General features: G+C 36.9%; 22 protein-coding genes. 7 read left to right on the top strand and 15 right to left on the bottom strand.

Translation table 11 applies throughout. From position 1 onward, the window contains the following. Window positions 1-88 precede the first annotated feature (88 nt). Complete coding sequence (locus RE409_RS07585) at window positions 89-1,342, bottom strand: ATP-binding protein (protein ID WP_309558788.1); 1,254 nt, start codon at window positions 1,340-1,342, stop codon at window positions 89-91. A 271-nt stretch (window positions 1,343-1,613) separates the two neighbouring features. Further along, a complete protein-coding gene (locus tag RE409_RS07580; RefSeq protein ID WP_201181675.1) occupies window positions 1,614-2,966 on the bottom strand; it encodes a TrkH family potassium uptake protein in 1,353 nt (450 codons plus the stop codon). Between the two features lie 233 nt (window positions 2,967-3,199). Between RE409_RS07580 and RE409_RS07575 the strand changes: the two genes are divergently transcribed. Next, window positions 3,200-3,391: an alpha/beta-type small acid-soluble spore protein gene (locus RE409_RS07575; protein WP_034314196.1), complete on the top strand. Its 192-nt coding sequence runs from the start codon at window positions 3,200-3,202 to the stop codon at window positions 3,389-3,391. 41 nt (window positions 3,392-3,432) lie between these two features. Here RE409_RS07575 and RE409_RS07570 read toward each other — a convergent pair whose 3' ends face one another. The 5 genes from RE409_RS07570 to RE409_RS07550 form a co-directional block, all read right to left on the bottom strand. Further along, a complete protein-coding gene (locus RE409_RS07570; RefSeq protein ID WP_309558787.1) occupies window positions 3,433-4,761 on the bottom strand; it encodes an anti-sigma factor domain-containing protein in 1,329 nt (442 codons plus the stop codon). Continuing rightward, a complete protein-coding gene (gene sigI / locus RE409_RS07565) occupies window positions 4,758-5,501 on the bottom strand; it encodes an RNA polymerase sigma factor SigI (protein ID WP_201181679.1) in 744 nt (247 codons plus the stop codon). The genes RE409_RS07570 and sigI overlap by 4 nt, the downstream gene beginning before the upstream one ends. A gap of 368 nt (window positions 5,502-5,869) precedes the next feature. Further along, window positions 5,870-6,646 (bottom strand): TerC family protein, encoded by a 777-nt coding sequence (locus RE409_RS07560; RefSeq protein ID WP_309558786.1) that lies wholly within the window; start codon window positions 6,644-6,646, stop codon window positions 5,870-5,872. Between the two features lie 275 nt (window positions 6,647-6,921). Next, window positions 6,922-8,481: an aldehyde dehydrogenase family protein gene (locus tag RE409_RS07555; RefSeq protein WP_309558785.1), complete on the bottom strand. Its 1,560-nt coding sequence runs from the start codon at window positions 8,479-8,481 to the stop codon at window positions 6,922-6,924. A gap of 16 nt (window positions 8,482-8,497) precedes the next feature. Beyond that, entirely contained in the window at window positions 8,498-9,598 is a 1,101-nt protein-coding gene (locus RE409_RS07550) for an SDR family oxidoreductase (protein ID WP_201221561.1), read from the bottom strand. Between the two features lie 318 nt (window positions 9,599-9,916). On the opposite strand from RE409_RS07550, the gene RE409_RS07545 reads away from it, so the two are divergent. Next, on the top strand, window positions 9,917-11,110 hold the full coding sequence (locus RE409_RS07545) for an FtsW/RodA/SpoVE family cell cycle protein (RefSeq protein ID WP_309558783.1): 1,194 nt from the start codon (window positions 9,917-9,919) through the stop codon (window positions 11,108-11,110). Between the two features lie 163 nt (window positions 11,111-11,273). On the opposite strand, the gene nhaC is transcribed toward RE409_RS07545, so the two are convergent. Together nhaC and RE409_RS07535 are read right to left on the bottom strand one after the other, a co-directional pair. After that, entirely contained in the window at window positions 11,274-12,674 is a 1,401-nt protein-coding gene (gene nhaC / locus RE409_RS07540) for a Na+/H+ antiporter NhaC (protein WP_242486115.1), read from the bottom strand. A gap of 536 nt (window positions 12,675-13,210) precedes the next feature. Next, window positions 13,211-14,785 (bottom strand): peptide chain release factor 3, encoded by a 1,575-nt coding sequence (locus RE409_RS07535; protein ID WP_053345100.1) that lies wholly within the window; start codon window positions 14,783-14,785, stop codon window positions 13,211-13,213. A 968-nt stretch (window positions 14,786-15,753) separates the two neighbouring features. Between RE409_RS07535 and RE409_RS07530 the strand changes: the two genes are divergently transcribed. Continuing rightward, a complete protein-coding gene (locus tag RE409_RS07530) occupies window positions 15,754-15,957 on the top strand; it encodes a cold-shock protein (RefSeq protein ID WP_201181683.1) in 204 nt (67 codons plus the stop codon). 57 nt (window positions 15,958-16,014) lie between these two features. On the opposite strand, the gene RE409_RS07525 is transcribed toward RE409_RS07530, so the two are convergent. The 4 genes from RE409_RS07525 to RE409_RS07510 are packed head-to-tail and all read right to left on the bottom strand — an operon-like array spanning window position 16,015 to window position 19,789. Beyond that, window positions 16,015-16,551, bottom strand: a complete 537-nt coding sequence (locus RE409_RS07525; protein WP_201181684.1) for an RNA polymerase sigma factor — start codon at window positions 16,549-16,551, stop codon at window positions 16,015-16,017. 19 nt (window positions 16,552-16,570) lie between these two features. Then, entirely contained in the window at window positions 16,571-18,535 is a 1,965-nt protein-coding gene (locus RE409_RS07520) for a DUF6449 domain-containing protein (RefSeq protein ID WP_201249860.1), read from the bottom strand. Next, complete coding sequence (locus tag RE409_RS07515; protein WP_053345096.1) at window positions 18,510-19,409, bottom strand: ABC transporter ATP-binding protein; 900 nt, start codon at window positions 19,407-19,409, stop codon at window positions 18,510-18,512. The genes RE409_RS07520 and RE409_RS07515 overlap by 26 nt, the downstream gene beginning before the upstream one ends. Beyond that, on the bottom strand, window positions 19,406-19,789 hold the full coding sequence (locus RE409_RS07510) for a GntR family transcriptional regulator (protein WP_053345095.1): 384 nt from the start codon (window positions 19,787-19,789) through the stop codon (window positions 19,406-19,408). The genes RE409_RS07515 and RE409_RS07510 overlap by 4 nt, the downstream gene beginning before the upstream one ends. 195 nt (window positions 19,790-19,984) lie before the next feature. On the opposite strand from RE409_RS07510, the gene RE409_RS07505 reads away from it, so the two are divergent. Beyond that, window positions 19,985-20,401: an organic hydroperoxide resistance protein gene (locus RE409_RS07505; protein ID WP_053345094.1), complete on the top strand. Its 417-nt coding sequence runs from the start codon at window positions 19,985-19,987 to the stop codon at window positions 20,399-20,401. Window positions 20,402-20,455: 54 nt separating this feature from the next. Here the strand turns inward: RE409_RS07505 and RE409_RS07500 are convergent, their stop codons facing one another. Continuing rightward, window positions 20,456-21,772: an MFS transporter gene (locus RE409_RS07500; RefSeq protein WP_201221568.1), complete on the bottom strand. Its 1,317-nt coding sequence runs from the start codon at window positions 21,770-21,772 to the stop codon at window positions 20,456-20,458. Between the two features lie 243 nt (window positions 21,773-22,015). On the opposite strand from RE409_RS07500, the gene RE409_RS07495 reads away from it, so the two are divergent. After that, a complete protein-coding gene (locus RE409_RS07495; RefSeq protein WP_201221570.1) occupies window positions 22,016-22,834 on the top strand; it encodes a glycerophosphodiester phosphodiesterase family protein in 819 nt (272 codons plus the stop codon). A 57-nt stretch (window positions 22,835-22,891) separates the two neighbouring features. Here the strand turns inward: RE409_RS07495 and RE409_RS07490 are convergent, their stop codons facing one another. Further along, the gene (locus RE409_RS07490) at window positions 22,892-23,461 is read right to left on the bottom strand and encodes a transporter (RefSeq protein WP_242486114.1); all 570 of its coding nucleotides are present in this window, start codon (window positions 23,459-23,461) and stop codon (window positions 22,892-22,894) included. 314 nt (window positions 23,462-23,775) lie between these two features. Between RE409_RS07490 and RE409_RS07485 the strand changes: the two genes are divergently transcribed. Next, the gene (locus tag RE409_RS07485; protein ID WP_201181692.1) at window positions 23,776-24,063 is read left to right on the top strand and encodes a hypothetical protein; all 288 of its coding nucleotides are present in this window, start codon (window positions 23,776-23,778) and stop codon (window positions 24,061-24,063) included. A gap of 28 nt (window positions 24,064-24,091) precedes the next feature. Further along, window positions 24,092-24,877 (top strand): membrane protein insertase YidC, encoded by a 786-nt coding sequence (gene yidC, locus RE409_RS07480; RefSeq protein ID WP_056530728.1) that lies wholly within the window; start codon window positions 24,092-24,094, stop codon window positions 24,875-24,877. Window positions 24,878-25,004 lie beyond the last annotated feature (127 nt).

Below are 25,004 nucleotides of genomic sequence, written 5' to 3'. Positions count from 1 at the left end.
TCCCTTTCAACTCACTAACCGGTTAGTATGTTAACTTTCTTTTTACAGTATACAACTATTTTTCCTTTTTTTTCAATTATTAAATAAATTAATTTCCTGCTAATCCACTTCCTTGCTTCAGAACATCCATATCTCTTGGTTCAACTATCGGGAAGACACAAACGATTTTCGTACCTTTTTTTAGTTCGCTAGTAATGAATACTTTACCACCATGTTTCTCAATGATTTTAAAACATACTGAAAGTCCTAATCCTGTTCCCGTTGATTTCGTAGTGAAGAATGGTTCACCAACTTTTTGAAGAGAGTTTTCTGGAATCCCCTCCCCCTCATCCAAAATGCTTATATAAACTTCATTGTCTTTTTCATATATATTCACAAAAATATTTCCGCCATCTGTCATTGATTCAATGGAGTTTTTTATAAGGTTTATTAGTACTTGTTTGATTTGATTTTCATCACAATATATATAAATCGACTGTTCATTATAATTTTTATGAATTTGAATATTATTAAGTACGGCATTGGTTTCCAACAAAGTAATCACATGATTGCAGGTTTTTTTTATATCTTTCTTAAGAAACTCCTCTTCACTTGGCTTTGAAAGCAGCAATAGTTCATTTAGGACTTGCTCGATTCGATTTATTTCCGAAAAAATAATGTCATAGTATTCCTGTTTATCGGCACCCCCGTCTCTGATCAGTTTTACAAAACCTAAAATCGCTGTCATGGGATTTCTAACTTCATGAGCAATCCCTGCAGCAAGTTGGGCAGCCGTAGATAATTTACTGGAAGTAATCGCTAAATTTTCATTCAAACTTACAAGCTTTTCCTCTGCATGCTTCCGTTCATTAATTTCTGATAATATTCCTGCCGTTCCGATGAATTTCCCTGCCTCGTCATGAATTAATTTGACAAATGCTTCGACCCAGGTCGTCTCCTTTTTCGAATTATTCAATTTAATATCCACACGAAAATATTTTTTTCCTTGATGAAAGGATTCTGCAAACGTTTTCAAAACTTCTTGATACGATGTATTATCCATACTTTTAGAAAAGTGAAGCCCGAGAGTTTCGTTAACAGTAGTACCACTCATCAATTTCCAGGCAGGATTTAAATATAGCCATTTTCCTTTCTCATCTGTTTGGAATATAACTTCATTGAAGCTATTGACCAATTCTTTCGAGTACTTAGAGAAAATTCGATAACGCCCTTCACTATCCTTCAATAACTCAATCATTTTTCGGTTTTTATCATAGGTAGCGCCTAATAACCAAGCTATAGATACAATTGCGACTATATATATTCCTGCAAAGGTGGAAACTTTATGTACTTCAATATACATCCATCCTATAAATGGCAATATTAATATAAAAAATAGTGCAGGAACAAAAATCCTTCCAACGTATTTCTTTATTTCCTCCACCTCCTTACCAAAATAATTAAAAAAATAATCGATTAAATTCCAGCAAGTTAGGATTTGAATTTAGCATATACCTTACATTAAAATGGTAATTAATTATCTTATAGGTACATTTCAACATAATTACTTCGATTCCTGCAAACAACTCAAAAAACCTTTCCACAATGGAAAGGTCTCTGATATAGCTAAAACATTATCCAATAATGACGCGTTCTTTTGGATAATGGTAATTCTCCGTAACTTCTTTATGACCAATGATATAGAGAAGGGACGTAATCCCGACCCGGCCAATAAACATGATAATCATAATTACAATTTTACCGATATTACTGAGTTCGGGAGTGATACCCATTGAAAGACCCACAGAACCGAAAGCCGAACATACTTCAAAAATGATTTGCATCAAAGTAAAATTCTCAGTAATTGCTAAAATGAATACTGCCATAATGCATAATAGGGATCCCATGATCATAACTGCTGTCGCCTTACGAATATCATCAGGATGAATCTCGCGTTTGAATACTTTAATAGATCGCCTTCCCCTCATAAAATTCCATAAAAAGAGAATCATTATAGCCAGGGTTGTTGTCCGGATACCTCCTCCCACTGAGCTAGGAGATGCTCCAATAAACATCAATATGCTCATCAATAAAAGGGTTGGTTCCGAGAAATCGCTCACATTCATCGTTGTTAGGCCACCACTTCTCGTATTCGAAGACATAAATAGAGAGTAGAAAAATGATTCATGCCAGCTCTTATCTTTTAAAAACCCGTTCATCTCTAGCAGGAAGATAAGGATAGTTCCCCCAATTATAAGACACAAGAAAGTGACTGATGTCAGTTTTGTAAACAAAGAAAAATGAAACTTATAAGTACGTGCACTATTGGATACAAATTCTTTCAACTCAATTAAAACCGGAAATCCAATTGCTCCAAGGGTAAGTAGGATAATCGTGATAAACTGTACAAAATAATCGCCTTTAAATGGAATCATTGAAATACCGGTAATATCAAAACCAGCATTCGTGGTGGCACTTACAGCTAAAAATAAGCCATTTAAAAAGGCTTCTTTCCAGTTTGGATAATAATTCAGAAAGTAAATGCCTAAAACAAGAGCCCCAATCATTTCAATTACGACAAATATCTGAATGATTTGAATTAATAATTTAACAAGCCCCGATAGATTCGATTGGTTTTGATCGGTCATGATCAATTGTCTTTCCTTCAAGCCGATTTTCTTACCCAAAATCAACCAGAAAAAGGTTCCAAGTGTCATAATGCCAATACCACCAAATTGGAGAACAAACATTAGAATGAAATAGCCTACCTCATTAAACACTTCGGGCATACTAACAACTGTTAGACCTGTCACACTAACTGCACTTACGGCTGTGAATAAAGCATCCATGAATCCCCATTTTACGCCTGGCTTAAGAGCAACCGGCAGACTCAACAGTATGGTCGAGATACTGACAGCTAAAAAGTAATAACCGACGATAAGCTGTGCTGGTGTTAATTTTGCTAATAGTTTTTTGATAGCAAACATACAGAGCTTTCCTTTCTTACTCCTTTATAATTATGTGAATCACATAACCATTAAAAATCTAGTGTACCCTTTTTTCATTCTTTTTTCCATTCTCTTTTGAAACTGTCTTACTTGCAACAATAAGGCAGGTTTACCAATAAGTTTGATACTGCTTACATAAGTAAAACTCCTTTTTCTACTTATACTATCATTACAGCGGCAAAAGCCGTTGAAAACGTAAAGGGGAGATTCAAATGGCTAACAGCAGTAACAACCTTCTTGTTCCTGGAATCGAACAAGCACTTGAACAAATTAAATATGAAATAGCATCAGAATTTGGTGTACAATTAGGTTCCGATACATCCGCACGTGCCAATGGTTCAGTTGGTGGAGAAATTACAAAACGTCTTGTTCAGCAAGCTCAATCTCAACTTAAAGGTCAATAAATCCTATTACAATTGAATATCAATGGCTAAGAGTCCAGCTTTTAAGCTGGACTCTTTTTAATATTCCGTTCATTACCGTTTTCTTTATTATTCATTTCCCTCTTATTCCGTTCTGTCTTATTCCGTTCTGTCTTATTGCCCTTTTTAGTTTCGTGCTTTATACGATGGTCTTTACTTTTTTCACTTTCTTTTGCCTTTTCTTTGACTGATGGGTGTCTTTGCTTATCAATTCTCTGTTCAGTCTTTTCATTTGATTTGACCCACTTCCGCTCTTTCGATTGCTTGTCTTTTGAATGGTTGCTATGGTCTCTATTTGATTTCCCGTTCGGTTTTTTGTTTTTTTCTTGAAAGGTATTTTTCTCTTTGTTTTTTTCTTGAAAGGTATTTTTCTCTTTGTTTTTTCCGTTATATGGTCTATATTGTCCATTTTTTTCTTTTTTATCTGATGTTTCCTTCTTTTGCTTATATTGTTTTTGCATTTCCCTTTTTTCGGTTAGTTCGTCTTTGATAACTGTTTTTTCCTTTTTCTCACTTGGAATGTTCACTTTTTCCTTTTTCTCACTTGGATTGTTCACTTTTTCCTTTTCTTGATTCGACTTGTTTTTATTGCTCTGCGATTCTCTCTTCTCTTCCAAGGTTTCGGTATTACCCTCGACATTTTTATCCGTTGCAGGTTCCCTTGTGTTCACTTTAACTTTCTCTTTATCCTCATTCAACTTCTTTTCAACATATTTTCCGGTAGACATGCCTTGTTTCCTAGCCTGCTTCCGATCAGTTTTCGTTGCTTGAATAACTTTCATCTTTGTTTGTGAAACATTTCCCTGCTCTGAAATTTCTTTAATCTCTTCTTTTAAATTCTTATCCAGTTTTTTATCTTTATCCAATAACGTTGTAGAAACAACTATTTGTTTATTTCCTTTCAAATAACCGAGTTTCTTTGTTGTTTCAACAATTCGGTTTGTGACCGTCTTAATTTCTTTACCTTTCCAGTTCGTCAACTTATTAATAACAAGCTTACCATCTTCGTTTAAGCCGGTAAGTTTGAGAACCTCTAATTGATCATTCAGCTCTAGTTCAATACTTGGATTCACATCAATTGTCATATATGCAGAGACATGCTCAGAAGAATACGATGGCAGAATAGAAAAGAGAATCAGAAGGGCAGCTGTTACACTAAGCACCGCCTTTTTTTTGAAAGATAAATGAAGGCTAGAAAAAGATAAAGTTACTTTTGGTTTAAAAGGTGAAAAAGTTATTTCTTCGCCCACTTCATACGTTCTTTCCTGTCTTTTGGTTTTTAGAAACTCGCCTTCGGGGGTTAATAGGGTTACAAAACGCTTATTTATTGAAAGAATAACTCCTTTTTTCATCCATTAATAACCCCTTTTATATAATCATTCAAATACAAAAAATCCCCGTTTATTATTATTGCAACAGCAATGATGTACTTTCGATTCCGTTCGATTGTTTTTCTGCTTACATCTACCTTTCCCTCAAGCTGTTTTACTGGCAGCCGCTTTTTTGTAAACAGGATTTCTTTCAAGTCGTCATCGTCCATTAACAATTTAGCAATCATTATCGCTCCCTTCCTAGCATCTGCATGTTTTGGAGAGTTTTCAACGAGATCATCAAACGACAGACCAAAATCCTGTAGATGGCTTATATAAAGTTGAATTTCTTCTTTTCTTTTTTCTGATTCCTTTTGTATTTCGTATTCCTGTATGGAATTTTCATTATCCAGATATATTTGGCTTTGATCATTTTCTTCGTTTTGAGAAAAATCCAGAATAATTTCTTTGCTTCTTGATTGGCTTCTTAAGTAATCAATAACCCTTCGCTTAACAAGGGTTTCGGCAAATGCCAACAAAGAACGGCCTTTTTCCGGGGAATATTTATCTATCGCCTCATTAAAAGCAATCAATCCAATACTGAATTCATCATCTGATTCGTATATGTAGCGTCTGCATACTGACGAGACGGCTTTGGCTATAAAAGGCTTAAATGATTCTATAATATCGTTACGAAGGCTAATATCGCCTTGTTGAATTTTCAAAACGGTTTCTTCTAAAGAACGCTTTTTTTTGAATGCTGTAAACAACAAACCAAGCATTTGCTCACCTCGCTCCTGTTGAACGGAAAAACGATCAACATATTTATCTTAAGCGGAGGGAGTCTAAAAGACAGTACCAAAAGAACTATTTTTCAATGATATCGAAATCACAAAATATATCCACATGAAAAAATACTTAGTTTTTTCTCGTTTATTACAGTGTAATTACAGTAAAATAACTTTTTTCTAGTTATTTCACAAATCAATGGGGCAATTGTCATTTTTTTTACCCAAATTTAATATTTACTTCTTTTAACATATCGTTCGTAAAAGCGTCTGAATTTTTGTGGGTCACACCCCAAAACCCATATAATGGATTTTTATTTACAATTAAAAAAACCAGGCGCGACTTGCACGCCTGATTTTTTTTATGCTTCTTGTATTTGTTTTTCTTTTTCTTTTTCTTTTTTGCTTGAAACGATCCATGCACTTATGACAATACCGATTAATACAACCCAGAAAATCGATTTCCAAAGTGTTGATTCCGGGAAATGGTGATCGATGACAGCTAACGAAGGGTGTGCAAGTGTGTATACCGCTAACTTTACCCCAACCCAACCTACAATTAAAAATGCTCCAGTTTCAAGTGAAGGACGCTGATGAAGCAATTTCACAAATCCATTAGCTGCAAATCGCATAATAATCAACCCGATCATACCACCGAGGAACATTACAGCGAATTGCCCCCCGTCAATTCCGCCAACTTTCATCCAACCTGTTGCAGGAAGTGTAACGGCCAGTGCAACAGCAGCCAACATGGAATCAATCGCAAATGCAATATCAGCAGCCTCTACCTTTACCACTGTCATCCAGAAGCCAGATTGTTTCTTAGGTTTAGTGACTTCCTTCTCACCTTTCCTAGCGTATTTTTTGTAAATATGCTGAAAAGCAATGAAAAGTAAGTAAATGGAACCGATTGCTTGAACTTGCCACACGTCGACAAGAAAGGAAATAAGGAATAAACTTGCAAAGCGGAAAACAAAAGCTCCCATCAGACCGTAAAACAAGGCTTTTCGTTGTTGTTCTTTTGGTAAATGTTTAACCATGACAGCCATAACGACTGCATTATCTGCAGCGAGTATTCCTTCTAATCCAACCAAGATAAGAAGGACCCAGCCATATTCCAATAATATTGATGCTTCCATGCATTCAACCTCCAATAGTTTGTATTTCCCTCGCTATCGGCATTGGCAAAATAAAAAGACCTCTGCCGTATAGGCAAAGGTCTTGCTGAACATGAAAACATGTCAACAAAGCCGATGAATGTCTCCACTCACGTAATGACGACTTTGTTTTAGGGCGAACCCTAACGCTACTCCCCTTTGTAAAAGGAAAATCAGTTATTAAGTATATTAATAGTATACGTGCTAATGGTGAAAATTACAATCTTTTTTTCTATAAGATAAAAATTCTAGAATTTCTATTTTCGTTTTTCCTTGGATATCTTAATTAATTGTAAATATTCTTTACCAAATTGAATCCAGTTGGTTTTTTCAGAAAAGTAGTGTTGGAACAGTGATAAAAACTTCGTATACTTCCCTTCATATGGATACCATTGAATTTCCGAATTCTTTTTTCCATTGTCTTTCATGATTGCTTTTTCATGACAAAAAATCCGCATTCCTTGTTCGCCATGATAACGGCCGATACCACTTTGCTTTGTACCACCAAAGGGTAAGTAATGATTAGCAACAGTAATCAGAACATCATTGATCGTTACCGCTCCTGTCACTAACTGGGATGCTACCCGATTTGCTTTTACCGTATCCATTGTCCAAACGCTCGAATTAAGTCCGTACTCAGTATCATTTGCTAGCCGGACGACCTCTTCCTCCGTATCGAATGGTACAACTGGCAGAACTGGACCGAACGTTTCTTCTTTCATAATTTTCATTGTATGATTGACATTGGACAATATCGTCGGCGGAATAAAATAGGTCTTACCCGTTTTCCAATCATTCGGTGAGGTTCCATATTCAAGTATGGCACCCTTATTAAGCGCATCCTCTAGGTGTCCAGCAACAATATCAATCTGAGCCGGGAAGGTCATTGAACCAATATCATCCGTTAATCGTGTCCCCTGTTTTAAAGAATTAGACTTTTCTTTAAGCAAAGACAGAAACTCCTTATAAACGGGACGTTCCACATATATTCGTTCAACACTCATACACACCTGCCCGCTATTTGTAAAAGCCCCCCAAAGCGCTCCATTAACAGCCCGTTCCAAGTTCGCATCACGCAGGACAATCATCGGATCCTTTCCACCAAGCTCCAAAGTACTTGGAATTAGCTGTTTTGCTGCAACTTCACCAATTATTTTTCCGGTCCTGACAGAACCAGTGAAAAAAATATAGTCCGGTTTCTGCTCAGTTAATGACGCACCTAAATCTTTCCCTCCATGAGCAAACTGAACGGTCCCCTCTGGAAAACCTGCTTCATGGAATAAATTTTCTATGCACATTCCCACTAAAGGTGTCACCTCTGAAGGTTTGGCAATAACGGTATTCCCACCGGCAAGAGCATTCAGGATCGGGACCATTGCTAGTTGAAGCGGATAATTCCAAGGTGAAATGACGAGAACAGTTCCACGGGGCATATAATCAATATAAGATTTTTTCCCAATTAACATTAATGGTGTGGGAACCTTCTGTCTAGAAAGAGCTTTCACTGCATGTTTTTCAATATGCTTAATTGCATCAATAGTTGGCATGATATCCGCGACAAGCGCTTCAATTTTAACTTTGCCTGTATCTTTTGAAATAACCTCTGCTATTTCATCCATTTTGTTAACCATCAGTAAACGAAGGCGCTTTAAATATTGCAGACGTTCTTTGATAGGAAGTTTTGACCAGGTCTGAAACACTTGTCTTGATTTCGTATATAAATGAGGAATAGACTCCAGTGGCGTTTCATCAAGTTCGGCAATCTTCTCACCTGTTGCCGGAGAATACACTTCCCACTTGGTATGTAATTCTTCCATAACTTCTCCCCTTGTTTTACCTTATTTTAATCTGATACTCTTTATCATTTTTATACCTTAAATAAAAATCAACCATAGCCGGAACACCTTTCCTGAAATTAGGGCAAACGATTCCAGAACCAGCTAAGTCTTTTTGGGCTTCCTTGCTATCAAACCGCCCCTTCCAAGTAAAATAATCCAAGGCTTCTTTTTCAACTCCTAAATACGCCCGCACCGGACGAATTGATAAAAACGCCTGACTCAATACCATTGGTACATAACCTTTTGGTTTTTTCTTATATAATTCTCCAACAAATAGTTCATAAACTTCAGTAGCCGTACATGGATTAGGATCGGTTAAATGATACGTTTTTCCAGCACTTTCTTTATATAATGCCAGATATGCAGTAGCCTGTATAATATAATCAATTGGAACCAGGTTCACGACTGTTTCCCTTTCTGAAGAAATATATGGAAATAAAGGGAGAAAGCTTAACCGATCAAGAAAATTAAGGATAAAATAGGGTCCATCAAATTTAATTGTTTGCCCTGTTTGAGAATGCCCCTTTACGATACCAGGTCGAATGATGGTAGTCGGAACCTCTTTTTTAAGCTCCTCGACCAATAATTCGGCGTCAAATTTAGTACGTTCATAATGGTTCTTAAAGCTTTTTGGAAAGACCATTTCATGCTCGTACAGATTTCCTTCCCGGTTACCCGCAACATAAGCCGTGCTAAAATAGGTATATCGCTTAAGTTTAGTTAACCCTTTAACCCATTCATTTACATGTTTCGTACCCACGACATTAACTAGCTGAGCAATTTTTTCAGGGACAGCTAAATCGTATATCGCTGCAAGATGAAAAACATGGGTAATTTCTTGTTGAAGATTATGAATTAAATCAAATGGAATATCCAGATTTTCTTTCGTTATATCGCCTATCACCATTTCAAATACTATTTTTGCTCCATCCAGTTCATTTTCTATAGATTTGATTTCTGCTTCTGCTTTTATCTTTTGTTCAGGCAAAACAAGCAGGTAGATTTTATTTAAGGCATCATCACGCCTTAAAAGCTCCATGATCAACTGATTACTGATGAAACCCGGAAATCCTGTGAATAAATAAACATGCTCCATAGATTATTCCCCCTCAGTTTACCTACCTTGATTGTAAGTTACTTTACATATTATTACTATTTAAATGGAATATAATAGAAAAAAATACTTCCATTTTGAAGGAGTATTTGCATTTTCTATCGAAGGTACCTAGTAGGATTCTTCTTTAAAGAGTAATCTAGTAGATTGTCTAGAAATTTATCAGATTAGGGGTTTAATAATAAGATTTAGAGGGTAAATTCATATATTGAATAAAAATTATTATCTATATAGGCGATTTTCCGTTACTATATAAGAAGGCGATTTTTTCGCGCATACATATTTGAGGTGAGCGCACAAGTGAAAAGAATAATTAAAGCATACGACTTCCCTATTTTTATCGCTGTCGTATTACTCTGTCTATTTGGTTTAGTCATGATTTATAGTGCGAGCATGATTACTGCAGTTGCTCGATACGGCCAGTCCATGGATTTCTTCTTTGAGAAACAAAAAATGGCCTTTATCATTTCTTTCTTAGCAATGATTGTGACGATGATTCTTCCTTATAAGATGTACAAAAACAAAAACTTTTTAATGTTAATGATGTTTGGAATGGCAGGTATCCTTTTGATGCTCTTCATCTTTGGCCATACTGCAGGAAATGCCACAAGCTGGTTTAAATTAGGTTCAAAATCTATTCAGCCCGCAGAATTTTCAAAGCTAGTCATGATTATTTACCTGGCAGCCATTTACGGAAAAAGACAGGATCGAATCAATAGTATTGATAAAGCTGTTATTCCTCCGATTTTCTTTTTAGTATTTATTTGTTTTTTAATCGGGATACAACCGGACTATGGAACGGCAGCCGTCATTTTCCTAATTTCAAGTACCATGATCATTTCCTCTGGAATGTCTTTTAAAAGCATCTTCAAACTCTCTTTAATAACACTAGTGTTCGTAGCTATTTTTGCTTTAGGAGTTCTTGTGACAGGTAATTTCTCATCCGTTTTATCTGAAAATAAAGTGTCTCGTTTTACCGGCTTTGCAGACCCTTTTGGTACAGCAGGAGAAGACGGATATCAGCTCGTGAATTCATTGTTCGCAATAGGTTCAGGTGGTGTAACAGGTGTCGGACTTGGGGACAGTGTACAAAAATACGGGTACCTGCCTGAATCACATACAGATTTTATCATGGCCATAATTGCGGAAGAGCTCGGAATATTCGGAGTAGCTTTCGTTCTTTTGACACTCGGTTTTATCGTCTTGAGGGGTTTTGTGCTTTCTGCCAAATGTAAAGATCCATTCGGAAGCCTGCTATTAATCGGCATATCATCCATGATTGGCATTCAAGTAGGCATCAACGTTGGCGGAGTGACTGGGCTTATTCCAATTACCGGGATTACCCTTCCATTTATCAGCTATGGAGGTTCTTCCTTACTACTGCTTATGATTTCAATGGGAATCTTCCAAAATGTCGTAATGCGAATGAATATACTTGAACAGAAAGAAAAGATTACTACCATCCCAAAAGAAGAGATATCCTCTTCAAAATAAAACTCTAGTTTTTTATCCCCTGGCATTCTGTTTATCAGTATGTTGGGGGTTTTTAATTTACAGCAATTTAACTAAATATAGAATACTGCTGTGTCTGTGATTAATATAACCTGGAATCAAATTCAACTAAAAAACAGGCGGTCGAAATCGACCGCCTGTTTTTTTACTTATAGTGTATCCCGATTTTCGTAAAGCCAGCAATTAAACTAAGTAAAGGACAAAGCAGACAGAAGAATGCAAATGGAGCATATTCCAAGGTTGAAACACCCAATACCTGTGTCAAGAATACACCGCAGACCCCCCAAGGAACCAAAGGATTCACAACTGTTCCCGCATCTTCAAGTACCCTCCCAAGCGTTTTTGGCTGCAAGCCTAAATCTTCATATTTCTGCTGAAAGGCTTTCCCAGGCAGTATAACTGATAAATACTGTTCCCCCACTAGGAAATTCACGCTGATTCCTGCAAATACGGTAGCTGAAATCACTTTCGCTACACTCGTCAATGAATCCTGGACCGCATTTAAAATAGAAGGGATGACCCCTAATTCAAACAATAGTCCGCCCATCGCCAATGCCAACAACACCATCGAAACGGAGAACATCATACTTTCAATGCCGCCCCGCGATAGGATTGAGTCAAGTTGATCCATTCCACTCTTCAGTACAAAACCGCCGTATAAGATATCCGCTAGCTTTGCAACGGTCAAACTTGGCGTTTGTATGAAAGCAATGACAGCGGCCGAAACAATTCCTGCTGACAAAGTCGGAATCGCCGACACCTTTTTCAAAGCCATGACTAGAACGATGACAAACGGAATCAAACTCCATATGCTAATGTTCGTTTCCATTTCCAAGGCTTTTGTCATTGCTTCAACCTCCTCAACACGAGCCAGTTTGACATTCGGTGAAAGGAAATAAAAGATAATAAGTGATATTAAAAAACCTGGAATCGTTGTCCAAAGCATATTATTAATATGTTCAAATAATGGTACTCCAACCGTTCCCGAAGCAAGGTTGGTCGAGTCGGATAATGGAGACATTTTATCCCCAAGAAATGCACCGGAAATGATTGCACCGGCTGTAATCGCCAACGATAAATCCATCGCCGCCGCCATACCTATGAAAGCAACTCCGATCGTGGCTGATGTTGTAAGTGAACTCCCGATACAGAGCCCAATTAGCGAACACACCAGAAATGTGACCGCATAGAAATATTCACCAGAAATCCAGTCAAACCCATAGTACATGATGGTAGGGATTGTCCCGCTTGCCATCCAGATCGAAATTAGCATTCCAATGAAAAAGAATATATAGATAGCTCCCATACCAGAAACTGCACCTTTGACGATAGCCGCCTCCATAATCGAAAATGGCAACTTCTTGAACTTTCCATAAACAAATAGAAATAGGATAGCAGCTATTATTGGAATATGGGGGGCAAGTCCATAATGTATGATACCAGTTGCAATGATTAAGAAAAGAATTGCCAAAACCCCAATTGCTTCAGGTAAGGAGAGTTTTAGCTTTGCATCTTCCAGACGCATGATGTATTTCCCCGCTTTCATGTTGTGTATTCTCTGAGGTAAGGATGGACCTTTTAATTCCTCACAATTGCTGAAACGCTTTTAAGTACTAAAGCACTAGATAAATATAAATGAGTTTCTTAAGATTGTCAAAGGAATAATAATCTTTTTTAGTAGATTTTGATTCTTAATAAAATCGACATTCTTCTCATAAAACGAAAACCCATACTTCGATTAGTACAGGTTCATAAATATCCTAAGATAACAAGGGAAATTACCCCACATTCCCAACGACTGACAGAATCAGCTTCCAAGTTCACCTTCACCAACCATTTCCATTCATTAAAGGCTCCTCTGATACAAAGAACTTTTCTCATAAAATTGAATATCAGTTCTCACGAGATACATAAATTATTGATCATGAAGTTCCTCCATTAATCTGCTCTTTAGGTGATTTCACATAAGAACAGGTAAATACAGCTATGGATACTTGGCTAAGCTACTATCAAAAAATCTTTCGATATTTAATAATGCTCCAGATAATAAAAAAAGCCCGCGTATATACACGGGCTTCTCCATTATTTCAAATCCATTGGATTATATAATTCCACGTCAGGATTTTTATCCTGGAACCAACGAAGTGCAAACTCATTTTCAAACAGGAATGCGTATTTCTCAAAACGGTCTTTAACTAGTATGCTTCTTGAGCTGTGAAGGTTTTCATCAAGCTTTTCATCTTCGGCCCAGCGAGTGATTTTACTACCCATACGCTCCATCATGACCTCAACATTGTACTCATTTCTCATCCGATGCTCAAATACTTCAAATTGAAGTTGACCAACCGCACCAAGCAGGTATTCTTCCATCCGAACTGTTTTGAAGAGCTGAATGGCCCCTTCTTGTACTAGTTGGTTAATTCCTTTATGGAAATGCTTCTGTTTCATAACGTTTTTAGCTGTTACCCGCATGAATAGTTCTGGGGTAAACTGAGGTAACCGTTCGAACTGAAACATATCTTTACTTGTCGTTATAGTATCACCAATTTGGTAGTTCCCGGTATCATACAAACCAATAATATCTCCGCTTACTGCTTCATTTACCGTGTTCCGATCATCAGCCATGAATTGAGTTGAAGAAGAAAGATTAATTGGTTTACCTGTTCTGCTCAAGTTTACACTCATTCCACGCTCAAATTTACCAGAACAGATACGAAGAAAAGCAATCCGATCACGGTGTTTTGGGTTCATATTCGCTTGAATCTTGAAAATGAAACCAGAAAAATCATTGCTGACAGGACTCATTTCACCTGAAGTTGTCATACGGGCTTGAGGAGCAGGTGCAAACTGCAGATAAGCATCCAAAAACGTCTGAACCCCAAATGTTGTTAAAGCACTTCCGAAAAATACAGGGCTAAGTTTACCATTCGCAATGTTTTCTTCAGAGAATTGGTTCCCCGCTTCCGTCAACAGCATAATTTCTTCTAAAGTTTGCTCATACAACTGTGAATCTTTAAGTTCATGATCCACCTCGAGTTCACCCTCGTCATTTAATGGAAGGAAGCGCTCATCGCCTTCTGTTTTGAACTGTTCGATCCGATTATTAAACCTGTCGTAAATGCCGACAAAATCTTTTCCCATCCCAATTGGCCAGTTCATTGGGTATGTTTCAATGCCCAGTACTTCTTCAAGTTCAGCAAGCAATTCGAGCGGCATTTTCCCTTGGCGGTCCATTTTGTTGATAAATGTAAAAATCGGAATTCCTCTCATCCGGCACACTTTGAATAATTTAACCGTCTGATCCTCGATCCCTTTTGCCGAATCGATAATCATCACGGCGCTGTCAACAGCCATCAATGTACGATATGTGTCTTCACTGAAATCTTGGTGACCTGGTGTATCGAGGATATTCACACGGAAATCATCATAATCAAACTGCATGACTGAAGATGTAACGGAAATTCCCCGTTGCTTTTCAATCTCCATCCAATCACTTGTTGCATATTTCCCTGTTTTTCTAGCTTTAACTGTCCCGGCATCACGAATGGCGCCACCAAACAGTAATAATTTTTCTGTCAAAGTTGTTTTCCCGGCATCCGGGTGGGAGATAATTGCGAAGGTCCGTCGGGATTGAACCTCGTCTTTTAATGTAGTCATAAAATGTTCCTTTCATTATTGGAGTCATCACTAAATATATTTATAGGAAGGCTAATTAGATTTTTCACATTGGAATGTCAACCTTTCTTTGTATGTAAACCAACATACACAATATATGTATGAAAAAATATATCATAAGGCTTAAGCCTTGGCTACTCAGCATTCATTTCAATCAACCTTACTATTTTAACACGATATGAAGGAAAGATGTAGAGGTGAATGAATCACCTTAAGCGGATTTGATGTTATAGCAAAACAAAAGACGCTATATCAGCGCCTCTTATCCAAGTTCATATGGTTATCGTTCATTTACTCATAGTTTAACCAACTTATCTTGCTGTCTTCATTGCTTTTTGATTACGTTTGTTTTTCCAACGTTTCTTTACTTGTCTGAATATTATAGGAGCAGCAAAAACGACAGCTCTTTTTAATAATTTCTTCATTATTGATCAGTCCTTTCTTTCTTATCCTATACCCGAATATCTTTATAAAAAACTTTGATTCCAAGAGTTATTTTTCCTCTTTCAGCTTAAGTAAATCAATACTAGCTTTTGCTTACACCATTTTGACGTGAATTTTTTTACGCCAGGACTAAGGAAAGCTTAGATTCATCTCATTTTCAAGCACCTCATAGTTCAATATAATCCTCCTCATCATTAGGATTGGACCTCTCCCTCATTAAACAACCATAATATTAATTTCCCCAAATGAATATGTATAAATTACATCCTCTTGTTTTATCCTTTATAAAGGTGGGTATATACTAAAAAACTAGAAATTGTTCCAGAAGGTTCCGATACAGAACACCCCAGCTAAATACTTCCAGTAAAGATTCACATATTATCAAGTATCTTCGTATGATATTTCAACTTAAATGAGGGTATTTGATAATGTGTGAAATTGATTTTTTCCTGTAAGGAAAAACAGTCACCATTAATATTTTTAAAATTATTAGGAGGATTCATCGAATGACAGTAACAGGTAAAGTAAAATGGTTTAACAGTGACAAAGGGTTTGGATTTATAGAAGTACCAAACGAAGATGATGTATTCGTACATTTTTCCGCTATTCAGGGCGATGGTTTCAAGACTCTTGATGAAGGTCAAGAAGTACAATTTGAAATTGAAGATGGAAATCGCGGACCTCAAGCTAAGAACGTCATTAAACTATAAAGAATAGAAACCATATGCAAATGGATGCCGCCCAACCTGGACGGCATCCATTCCTTTTTAAGCAACTGCCTGCATTTGTAATGCGTACTTCAACTGTTTTCTAGCTCGAAATAGATTAACTTTGACAGTTGCTTGATTTATCTCAAGTATAGCGGCAATTTCACGTTCTTTTAATCCTCCATTTACCTTCAGCAGCAATATCTCCCTTTGTTTTTGAGTCAATTTACATAAGAGATTGGAGACATCTTCTTTTAAAGTCCAAATATCAATACCGTTCTCCTCTACCACTTGTCTGCATGCCTGGCTCTCTACCCAATCCACCATCTCCTGCTGAATTAATTGGCATCCCCTTTTTTGCTTACGGGAAAAATCAATTGCTGTTCTCGTAGCGATGCATGCTAGCCATGCTCCTATCTTCTCCCTATTGTTGATCGTATGAAGTTTATTATAGGCTTTTATATAGGTTTCTTGGGTAATATCCTCTGCCAGAAAAGGACATTTAATAATCGCTAAGGCTATATAATAAATCCGCTTATAAAAGGATTGATAAACCAAAGTGAAATCTTGCGTTTGGCAATAACGCTTTTCTTTCACACTCGTTCCTCCTCGCATCTCATTCGTTAAAGTGCTCCAAAATAAAGCCGGGAACATGATCACCAGAAAAGCTCTTGATATCAATATTTCTGCTATCTTTATAATAAAAGGCAGCTAAATAATCTCCTCCCCAATCGATTTGAGCGTTATCAATTGCCGACTCGATTTCCGAGGTCTGATCAAGCTTTAAGCGATTTGACTGCTTCTCAATTCGCTGTACAACTTCACTTTCAGAAATCGAATTAAAAATTTGTGGATCAGTCTTTGCTACTAGAATATAAGAGATTTCATCAGCCGTTAACCTAGCCTCTTTTGCTTGCCCAGTTTGTTCCATCCAATTCGAAAACTGAGTATAAGAAGAATCCCAATTCAAATAAATAATATTGTTATTCTTCAAAAGAATGTCAATCGACGCATAATCTCCAATAGAATTTGTCATTTGAGCCAGCGACTGATTTTTCAGGTCTTCCGATAATGCCTGTATAGCTTCTTTAAGCTCCTGACTGTCCGTAATGTTTACAGATTTGTCCAATTCTCCGCTCGCAGTTATATTGATTTTAGAAACATCCTCAGTTGACACATTTAATAACTCATTAACGTTTTTTTTATATTCACTAGACTCATAGATTTTCGCCAGTAGTGGCAGGTATGAATCGTAGTTTTGCAAATGATACTCTCTTGCTATTCGTTTTCCATCCTTAAGTTCATACATAAGAAATACAGAGTGATTTATATTTAAATCACCAATGGAAGCCTTTTTACCTTTTTCGATAATTTGCTGATGCAATAACCTCAGCGCTTCTATATTTTCTTTTTCTTTCAAATAATTGAACTCACCATTTGAAGAGTTATCTTCATAATAGAGTAGTGGATTGTTTCCAATATAAATTTGGTTAATCATCTTTATATCAGGAACCTTTGACTCATAATGAACAGGATCTAATTTTAGGATGACAGCAAGCAAAATAATAACCGCCGCAAATGATACAAATCCTTTCAAATTGACACGGATTCGCCATGTCTTTTGCAGGACGATTTCACCTAGATAATATCCAATCAATGATCCGACAATATAGCCGAAAAATATCCATCCTAGTTTCCCTGTAGTTTCGCTAAAATAAAATCCTGTAAACAACATCATGCTTATCGTCAATCCGAACTTAAATAGCGGTTTTATCATAGGAAAAACAAATGCCTGTGAGACATGCTCCAACTTTCTCCGCTCATAGAGAAACAGCGAAATCAGTAGAAAAAGCAAGATTAATAGTCCATAGATTAATATATTAACTGAAAAAAATTCCATTTTTTCCATCTCAGTTGCAGCTAATAATGGAGAAATGCTATTGATATTGGCACTTAAATAATAATCTGCAGAAAATCCCGCTAGCAATAACTTCACATTAGCAACAAACAAAACAAATAAGCCAACCGGTAAAGCAAGCAAGATATAAGTTAGTAGGCCTTGCAAGGCAGATAATCCCGTAACCATTCCTACTAAAACAGCCACAGAAAAGATCATTGCTTCCATGAAAAATGTAATTCCCATCCAGGACCAAATATCTGCAAGGGTATACAGCCTCTCTACATCTATTGCCGAGTGGAACAATATCAATATTAAGCCTGTAAGTAAAATAGGCAGTATAATAAAGCCAATTCCCGTTCCAATCATATGAAAATAAATGCTGCGTCTAGTAATCGGTAAACTATGTATAAAGTCCGAAGCTTGTTTTATCTGCAAAAACCGAAATAGGAAGATGGCAAGCAACACTGGGATACCTATGACTAAGACGAATTGTATCATCTGCTGACTGGAAAAAAGATTTTCGAATTTTACATATTCACTATTTTCATTTAAAACAATCGTCAAAATTTCTAAAGGCAACGCAAAGATGAGGCCGATAAAATAAAGGAAACCTATCCAGCCGGAACATCTGAAAATATAGATAATCAGTTCTCTATTAAACAAGGTTATTCTGGATGACATAACCTATATCCCCCATTTCATAAATGAATATTTCCTCTAAAGTAAGGGGTAGCATATCGAATATTTCTGGTTGAAACTGATTAAAGTGGGATTCAATCTCGGATTTCTTACCCTTAACAATGCATACAATCACGCTGCCTCGCCTCTCCTTATTAAGAACTTGAACTCCGCGATAAATCCCGTAAGGAATCTTATTTTTGAAGGCAATCTGTACTTTATGTACATCCGCTTTTAAATCGTCCAAATCTTTTTGGATAATAAGTTCCCCTTTGTGTAATATTCCCACATGATCGGCTAAATCTTCAATTTCCCGGAGGTTGTGGGACGAAATCAAAATTGTCATTTTCCGTTCAGATACATCCTGAATCAACAACTGTTTCACGTTTTTGCGCATAACCGGATCCAGCCCATCAAAGGGTTCATCAAGAATGAGAACTTCCGGCATGGTTGAGAGAGCCAACCAAAAAGCAACCTGTCTCTGCATCCCCTTTGACAATTTATGTATTTTATTTTGAAAGGGAATGGGAAACACTTCCTGTAATTGATAGAAACGTTCTTGATTCCAGTCACTATAAATATGACTATAAAAGCCTGCCATTTGCATAATAGTATAGTTAGCCAAGAAATAAGGTGTGTCAGGAAGGAAGAAACAACGATTTTTCACTTCTCGGTTTTCAAAGACATGGGATTGATCAATAAGTACCTCGCCGCAATCCTGAATTAAATTGCCCGAAAGCATTTTTAAAAGGGTCGTTTTTCCGGCACCATTAGATCCTAACAACCCAAAAATTGAGCCTTCATGAATAACCAAGGTTACATCCTTGATTGCTTCTTTTCCTTCATATAATTTACTCACCTGTTTTATTTCAATCATGACTCTCCCCCCTTGGCTAAAGCACTAATTTCTTTAACTAACTTGTAGATTTCATTTTTATCAATTCCAATATACAGTGCTTCAGCAAGAACCTTTGTAAGTTCGGATTTTATCTTCTCTTCTTTTAAGGAATTCTTCAAAGTTTTAGGAGGTGCCACAAAGTTTCCTTTGCCCGGCAATGTATAAATATATCCGTCCAATTCAAGCTGTTTGTAAGCTTTTTGAATCGTATTAGGATTGATGGTCAATTTCTGTGCCAATATTCTAACAGAAGGAAGTTGATTATGTTCTTGCAAAACTTCATTAATCATAAGTTCCTTAATCTTATCCATCAATTGCTCATAAATAGGTTTTCTACTTTGCACATCCAACTCGAACATCATCACCCCCCTCTCTGCACATAGTGTATTACTCTTCCTAATACAGTTCATTATAAAACATTTTCTTCCAATTTAAAACCATTTTTTTGAAGTATTACATAGTTCATATTCTTATCCTACCTCTCATTCTTTTGTTTAATTAGCCTTGTATTAGGGAACTAAAGAATTTAAGAATATAAAAAGGAGTTGTTTTCATTGAAACCATTATATACAGCAGTCGTTACTGTACACGGTGGTCGTGAAGGACATGTGAAATCAGAGGATGGTATTCTTGATTTTGATGTAAGATCACCGAAGGAATTAGGTGGATCCGGTGAGAAAGCAACCAACCCGGAACAGTTATTCGCCGCCGGATATGCTGCCTGTTTTGACAGTGCATTGAATCTTGTCCTGCAGAAAGCAAAAAAGAAAGTTGATACTTCTGTGACCGCAAATGTCACAATTGGGAAAGATGAAGAAGACGGTGGTTTCAAATTGGCTGTCAGGCTGGATATCTCCATCCCTGATCTTAGCCGGGAAGAAGCAGAAGACTTTGCAAAAAAAGCTCACATGACCTGTCCCTATTCAAAATCAATTCGTGGGAATCTCGACGTGACATTGAATTTGGTATAAACATTCATTTTTTTTTAAAAGAATGGGCCCAGCCTTTGCTGAGCTCATTCTTTTTTATTTAACTCCTTCTAAATTCTTCATTTTCAATAGGAAGCATAGCCCGATTACTGTCATGATAATCAGTGAGCCTAATGCCATCCGGCTAGCCAGTGTGCCGAGGTCATGGAAAATTAACGTAATTGTTCCATACATAAGAGGACCTATTATTGAAGAAACTTTTCCTGAGAATGCAAAGAGTCCAAAAAACTGCCCCCTTTTCTCCACTGGTGTCAATTCAATAATGAATGTCCGGGATGTTACCCACATCGACCCGAGTGCAATGCCAAACATGCTCCCGGCAATCCAGAACCAAAGAGGCGTTTGGGCAAAGACCGCCACAAATAAGGCGACTAGGAGCAGAATACCCACATATGTAACCGCAAGCCGTGGGCCCTTTGCCTGAGTTATATACCCAAATAGAAACGAACCAATAATACTGGATACCGTTGAGACCAGATAAAGTAAAATGAATCCACCTGAAGAAAATCCAACAACGGTCTTCGCGTAAACGGCCATCATGCCAATTGTTGTCGCAATTGCATCATTTAAGAAAAAATACGCAATCATAAATGTGAATACTAATTGATAAGATCTCATCTCTTTAAATGTTGCTATAATTTCCTTATAACCTGAAAAAAAAGGTTGTTTTACCTTTTGCTGTTTTGGCGTATCTTTTAGAAAAAAGAATAATGGAAGGGAAAAAATCAGAAATAAGATAGAGGTGGGGATAAAGGCTTCATGTGAACTCCCTTTACTAATAAATGGATAGATGGACAGACCGACAAGCGTTCCAATGTAGCCTACAGCGACACCAAACCCTGATATTAGCGGCAATTGCTGCTTCGTGCCTAGATCGCTCATCATCGTATCATAGAAAACAAGACTTGAATGATAGAAAAACTTTGCTATCACAAATAAAATAATGACAATCACTAAGGAAATTGGGATACCAAGAAGATTTCCTTCCAACGATAGACCACCAAAAATCCCCATTAAAAAAGTCGCTGCAACTGAAACCAATGTGAAAATTATGATATATTTCTTCATCTTTCCTGTTCGGTCAATCATTACACCAAATAGTGGAGAAAACAGAACAAGAAATAAACTGGCAATCGCATTCGCATAAGAAATGAAGGTACTAGCAATCTGATCAAGAACAGCATTTTCTCCGATTTGTTCCTGAAGAAAGAAGGGAAAGAAAATTGTATTAATATTAGAAGAAAAAATCGTGTTGGCAAAATCGTAAAAGGCCCAAGAGAGAATTGGAAGGGAAAAATATAAACTTAGATTACCCTTCCATTTTTTAGAATTCGGTTTCAATTGCAGTTGCATCTGCCTTCCCCCTTATCATAGACTTAATTTATAAGTATTCCATACATACCTATAAAATCCTTTTAAGATAAAAAAACAATAATTAGCTGCATAATGAAAGCCAGATCCAATTCATGATTTCTTACCACTTAAAATACATGATTAAAAGAGGTTATCAGTATACAGAGGTCTTTTATTTTATTTATCATAGGGGTAAAAGATTGCAAAAAGTTTTGATTAATGTTAGCAAAGGGAGTGTGCAAGGTGATAGCATTTTTTCTTATCTTGGTAACTATACTGGTCCTGTTGGTGCTCTACTTAAAAAAAACGAAAAGTAACTTCCCAGACAACTTCACTATGCAGCATTCCCCCCTCAAGATTGGACATCGCGGGGCATCTGGATATTGCCCTGAGAATACGATGGCATCCTATTATAAAGCGATTGAATTGGGCGCTGATTTCCTAGAAGTCGATATTCATCTTAGTAAAGATGGTATCCTAGTGGTTCATCATGATTCTACACTCGATCGAACTACAAACGGAAAAGGAAACCTTCGAGATTACACAGTAGCTGAATTAAAGGAATTGGATGCTGGAAGCTGGTTTCATGCTCGTTTTAAGGACGAAAGAGTTCCTTTACTTAGCGAGATATTTGAAAATTTCCGGTCTGAGGTTGGAATATTAATAGAAATAAAGCATCCATCTCTTTACCCTGGAGTTGAAAAGAAACTTGCAGAAGAATTAAGCAAAAGAGAGGATTATACATCAGATAAAAAAAGAATTCTGGTTCATTCGTTTGATATGGAATCCATGAAAAGGTTTCATCAATTAATGCCAGACATTCCAGTCGGGGTATTGATAAAGCGGCGTATTTCTGATCAAAAATTGAAAGAAATAGCAGAGTTTGCTTCGTTTTTAAATCCAAAACAAACCATTTTGAGTACCAAGCTGCAAATGCGAATCCAAGAGCACGGGATGAAAGTATTTACATGGACCGTCAACAATAAAAAACAAATTCACATGTTAAAGAAGATGAAATTGGATGGAATCATATCCGATTTCCCAGATTATTTTATAGATTAAACCTCATAGGTAAATTAGTTTACAAAAAAACCAATCCACTTTTGTGGATTGGTTTTTTTAATAACATTGAAAAGAGCGTATTTCACTCGCGTCCGTTCCATAGTAGGCCCAACGTTGCTGACTTGGTCTCCATCGATATCCAGCCACAGAATTATAGCCAACATAGGTAGGGTAAAACCAAAATGAGCGGCCATTTATTAACCATACATACGTATTTTGGTATAAACATCCTTTCATTGAACCAGCGTCAATGGCCTTAATCATTCCACCAGGAAACTGTGGAATAAATAGCGGCGGCGCTTTGTGAGGAGGTCCTCCTCCTTGTGGTGGTCGAGGCGGTTGACCTCCTCCTCCTTGCGGTGGTCGCGGCGGCGGTTGACCTCCTCCCCCTTGTGGTGGCCGCGGCGGCGGTTGACCTCCTCCCCCTTGTGGTGGTCGCGGCGGCGGTTGACCTCCTCCTTGCGGTGGTCCTGGTGGCCGCTGTCTTTCTCCTAAAACCTGATTTCCTAAATGATATGGGTCCGACAAGAAACCATTGTCAATATATGTGGTATATTCATTTGGATAAAGGTTATTTTCAATACCGTTATAGTCGTTTTGTTGATTAGATGGTTCGTATGATTTCATACCTTTTCACCTCATATTTGAACTTCATTTATCCATATGTAGACGAATGACCATGTGTGCTTTATTTACCTCTCTTAATGCAGCTTTCTAATGATGTATTAATGATCAGAATTATATATCAGAAAAAATTACCTGTTTATTTTTTGAAAAAATCCCTATATTTTTAGCATTCTTGGCCTAGAATTTGTTATAGTGTTACTAGTGATTTATATTTTGAAAAATTATATAGTCGCTATTTGGCTCTAAAGCGTTTCTCTTGTTAGCCGAGAACCAATCTTACAATTTTTTTATCTTAGAAAAAACGAGGGATTCCTATGTGGGAATTATTGTTAGAATTTGATTATCAAACCGTTCGCCATGCGGTATGGGCAGGATACTTGTTTACCTTTGTCTTTCCACTGGCAGCGTTTTACTTCTTAAATAAAAAGCAGTCACTCTTAAACGATAAATATCAAGCTTCTGTTCATTCAGGTCATGGTGAATCCGCTGTTTATACAGGTAGCATTTATGACTGGCGTGGAGCACAGCGCTTTTTCACTTATATTCGTCAAAAGGACTCGCCTGATGATTCAGATGAGCCAAGCCTCCTTTCCATTGTTTAATTAAAAACAATTCGAGGAGGAAATTATTTTGAAAAAGAAAAATATTTTACTTATTTCAGCTCTATTTTTATCAACCATCCTGTTGACAGGATGTTCGGCAGCTACAAGCGGCCCATTTCATACTGCATTGGTTAACCCAATGACAAAGATGCTTGAATTTAATGCTAATTTATTTAACGGGAACTATGGTCTAAGCATCATTATGATGACATTTTTCATACGTCTCGTTTTGCTTCCATTGACTGCCAAGCAATATAAAACACAGCTCAGTATGAAAACCAAAATGAATGGGCTAAAACCAGAAATGACAGCAATACAACAGAAAATTAAAGAAACAAAGGATCCAGCAAAACAAAAGGCTCTGCAACAGGAAATGATGCAGCTTTATCAAAAACATGGAGTCAATCCTTTAAATATGGGCTGTCTTCCACTTTTGATTCAAATGCCAATCTTAATGGGCTTTTATTATGCGATTCAAGGTTCTCATGAAATTGCGACACATAGCTTCCTGTGGTTCAGCCTTGGCCAACCGAATATCGCCATGGCAATCATCGCCGGCGTCATCTATTATTTCCAATCGGTCATTTCAATGAGACAAATGCCAGAGGAACAGCAGAAACAAATGAAAATGATGAGCCTGCTCTCACCAGCAATGATTTTATTCATTTCTTTCTCTGCGCCTGCTGCATTACCTCTTTATTGGTCAATAGGTGGATTATTTATGATTGTTCAGTCTATTGTACTTCAGCGAGTATATAAGAAAGATCAACCCGCTGTCACTGTCGTAAAAGAAACGATTATGAAAAAAAGCTAATCCAAATTGGATTAGCTTTTTTTTCGTTTATTTAACCATAATAAATACAAAAATTGTAGGTTCATTCTTTCTTTCCAAAAAAATAAAAAATAATAAACATGTCAATAAATTTCTGCAGCATGTATTT

The organism is Peribacillus sp. R9-11, assembly GCF_031345095.1.
GTDB classification, from domain to species: domain Bacteria; phylum Bacillota; class Bacilli; order Bacillales; family DSM-1321; genus Peribacillus; species Peribacillus butanolivorans.
Note: the sequence above shows the minus strand (reverse complement) of the source record. Positions and strands in the feature narration are given on the sequence as shown.

Bases quoted from the DNA above. Each gene is read 5' to 3' on its own strand.
- RE409_RS07530 (WP_201181683.1), top strand. From the start codon at position 15,754: ATGACAGTAACAGGTAAAGTAAAATGGTTTAACAGTGACAAAGGGTTT.
- RE409_RS07555 (WP_309558785.1), bottom strand. From the start codon at position 8,481: ATGGAAGAATTACATACCAAGTGGGAAGTGTATTCTCCGGCAACAGGT.
- RE409_RS07485 (WP_201181692.1), top strand. From the start codon at position 23,776: ATGTGGGAATTATTGTTAGAATTTGATTATCAAACCGTTCGCCATGCG.
- RE409_RS07535 (WP_053345100.1), bottom strand. From the start codon at position 14,785: ATGACTACATTAAAAGACGAGGTTCAATCCCGACGGACCTTCGCAATT.
- RE409_RS07520 (WP_201249860.1), bottom strand. From the start codon at position 18,535: ATGTCATCCAGAATAACCTTGTTTAATAGAGAACTGATTATCTATATT.
- RE409_RS07585 (WP_309558788.1), bottom strand. From the start codon at position 1,342: ATGTATATTGAAGTACATAAAGTTTCCACCTTTGCAGGAATATATATA.
- RE409_RS07550 (WP_201221561.1), bottom strand. From the start codon at position 9,598: ATGGAGCATGTTTATTTATTCACAGGATTTCCGGGTTTCATCAGTAAT.
- nhaC (WP_242486115.1), bottom strand. From the start codon at position 12,674: ATGAAAGCGGGGAAATACATCATGCGTCTGGAAGATGCAAAGCTAAAA.
- sigI (WP_201181679.1), bottom strand. From the start codon at position 5,501: ATGCTTGGTTTGTTGTTTACAGCATTCAAAAAAAAGCGTTCTTTAGAA.
- RE409_RS07560 (WP_309558786.1), bottom strand. From the start codon at position 6,646: ATGGAAGCATCAATATTATTGGAATATGGCTGGGTCCTTCTTATCTTG.
- RE409_RS07575 (WP_034314196.1), top strand. From the start codon at position 3,200: ATGGCTAACAGCAGTAACAACCTTCTTGTTCCTGGAATCGAACAAGCA.
- RE409_RS07515 (WP_053345096.1), bottom strand. From the start codon at position 19,409: ATGATTGAAATAAAACAGGTGAGTAAATTATATGAAGGAAAAGAAGCA.
- RE409_RS07490 (WP_242486114.1), bottom strand. From the start codon at position 23,461: ATGAAATCATACGAACCATCTAATCAACAAAACGACTATAACGGTATT.
- RE409_RS07510 (WP_053345095.1), bottom strand. From the start codon at position 19,789: ATGTTCGAGTTGGATGTGCAAAGTAGAAAACCTATTTATGAGCAATTG.
- RE409_RS07500 (WP_201221568.1), bottom strand. From the start codon at position 21,772: ATGCAACTGCAATTGAAACCGAATTCTAAAAAATGGAAGGGTAATCTA.
- RE409_RS07580 (WP_201181675.1), bottom strand. From the start codon at position 2,966: ATGTTTGCTATCAAAAAACTATTAGCAAAATTAACACCAGCACAGCTT.
- RE409_RS07570 (WP_309558787.1), bottom strand. From the start codon at position 4,761: ATGAAAAAAGGAGTTATTCTTTCAATAAATAAGCGTTTTGTAACCCTA.